Genomic DNA, 1,888 nt, shown 5'->3' with positions numbered 1-1,888 from the left:
TGTCCCAGGGTGGGCAGCTTGGTGCCGGGGCCCATGGAGCCCAGCACCCACCGCTGCCGGCCGGTCGAGGCGGTGAACTCGTCGGCCACCTCGCGGGCGATACGGGCGCCGGCCTCGGACAGCTCGTGGACCCGCTCGGGGATGTCGTACTCCCCGAGCGCGGCGTGGTTGGCGCCGAAGGTGTTCGTCTCCACGCAGTCGACGCCGACGGCGTAGTACGCCTCGTGGACGGAGCGGACGATGTCGGGCCGGGTGACGTTGAGGATCTCGTTGCAGCCCTCGAGGTCCTGGAAGTCCTCGAGCGTCGGGTCCTGGTCCTGGAGCATGGTGCCCATCGCCCCGTCGGCCACCACCACCCGGGTGGCGAGCGCCTGGCGCAGTGCGTCGATGCGGGTGGTGGTCAAGGCCGTTCCCCCAGTCCGGGGGCGAGCTCGGCGGCCGCGGCGGTGCCGTAGGCGCGCTCGGCGGCGGCCAGCAGCTGCTCGGGGTCGGTCCGGTAGGACTGGGAGCCGACCGCGCCGAGGGCCTGGGCCGCGACGACGCAGCCGAGGCGTGCGGCGCAGGTGAGGTCCAGTCCGCGGGCGACGCCGGCCAGGAAGCCGGCCCGGAAGGCGTCGCCGACGCCGGTCGGGTCGACGGCGGGGGCGTCGGGGACGGCCGGAACGGTCAGCGGTTCGTGGCCGGCGCGGTCGATGCGCACGCCGGCGCCGCCGAGGGTGGTGATCCAGGCGCCGACCTTGGCGAGGACGTCGGCCGCTTCCCAGCCGGTGCGTTCCAGCAGCAGGGCCGCCTCGTACTCGTTGGTGAACAGCCAGCGGGCGCCGTCGACGAGGTCACGTACCTCGGAGCCCTCCAGGCGGGCGAGTTGCTGGGAGGGGTCGGCGGCGAAGGGCAGGCCCAGTTCGCGGCACTCGCCGGTGTGGCGCAGCATCGCGGCCGGGTCGTTGGGGCAGACGAGGACGAGGTCGGGGCGGGCCGCGCTGCCGGTGGTCAGGTGCCACAGGTCGATGTCGCGGGCTTCTTGCATGGCGCCCGCGTAGAACGAGGCGATCTGGTTGGCGTCCTGGTCGGTGATGCACATGAACCGGGCGGTCTGGCGCTCGGTGGACACCAGGACCGGGCCGGTGTCGACGCCGTGTTCCTTCAGCCACACCTCGTATTCGGCGAAGTCGCCGCCGACGGCGCCGACCAGCAGGGGGGTGAGGCCGAGGCTGCCGAGGCCGAAGGCGACGTTGGCCGCCACTCCGCCCCGGCGCACCTCGAGTGCGTCGACCAGGAAGGAGAGCGAGACATGAGCGAGCTGGTCGGGGATCAGCTGATCCGCGAACCGGCCGGGGAAGACCATCAGATGGTCGGTGGCGATGGAACCGGTGACAGCGATGCGCACGTCAGGATCTCCTCACAGGTCCGGCGGGCCTCAGAGGCCGGCCGCGGCCTTGAGCCGGTGGGCGCGGTCGGTCCGCTCCCAGGTGAAGTCGGGCAGTTCGCGGCCGAAGTGGCCGTAGGCGGCGGTGGCGGCGTAGATGGGCCGCAGCAGGTCGAGGTCGCGGATGATCGCGGCCGGGCGCAGGTCGAAGACCTCGGTGATGGCCTTCTCGATGCGGTCCTGGGCGACGGTGCCGGTGCCGAACGTCTCGACGAACAGGCCGACCGGCTCCGCCTTGCCGATCGCGTAGGCGACCTGGACCTCGCAGCGCTCGGCGAGGCCGGCGGCGACCACGTTCTTGGCGACCCAGCGCATCGCGTACGCGGCGGAGCGGTCGACCTTGGACGGGTCCTTGCCGGAGAACGCGCCGCCGCCGTGGCGGGCCATGCCGCCGTACGTGTCGATGATGATCTTGCGGCCGGTGAGGCCGGCGTCGCCCATCGGGCCGCCGATCTCGAAACG

General features: G+C 72.9%; 3 protein-coding genes. All 3 read right to left on the bottom strand.

Translation table 11 applies throughout. The features are described 5' to 3' along the window. Positions 1 to 404 (bottom strand): homocysteine S-methyltransferase family protein (locus ABZ070_RS37085; protein ID WP_356640588.1); only part of this gene is annotated, 404 nt, incomplete at its 3' end. Beyond that, positions 401 to 1,387: a carbohydrate kinase family protein gene (locus ABZ070_RS37080; protein ID WP_356640586.1), complete on the bottom strand. Its 987-nt coding sequence runs from the start codon at positions 1,385 to 1,387 to the stop codon at positions 401 to 403. The genes ABZ070_RS37085 and ABZ070_RS37080, both read right to left, overlap by 4 nt. A 30-nt stretch (positions 1,388 to 1,417) precedes the next feature. Further along, positions 1,418 to 1,888: methionine adenosyltransferase domain-containing protein (locus tag ABZ070_RS37075; RefSeq protein WP_356640584.1), on the bottom strand; the 471-nt coding region annotated here is incomplete at its 5' end.

It is taken from the genome of Streptomyces sp. NPDC006283, from assembly GCF_040613325.1.
GTDB lineage: Bacteria > Actinomycetota > Actinomycetes > Streptomycetales > Streptomycetaceae > Streptomyces.
The sequence above is the reverse complement of the archived record's forward strand: the minus strand, read 5'-3'. Positions and strand labels throughout refer to the sequence as shown.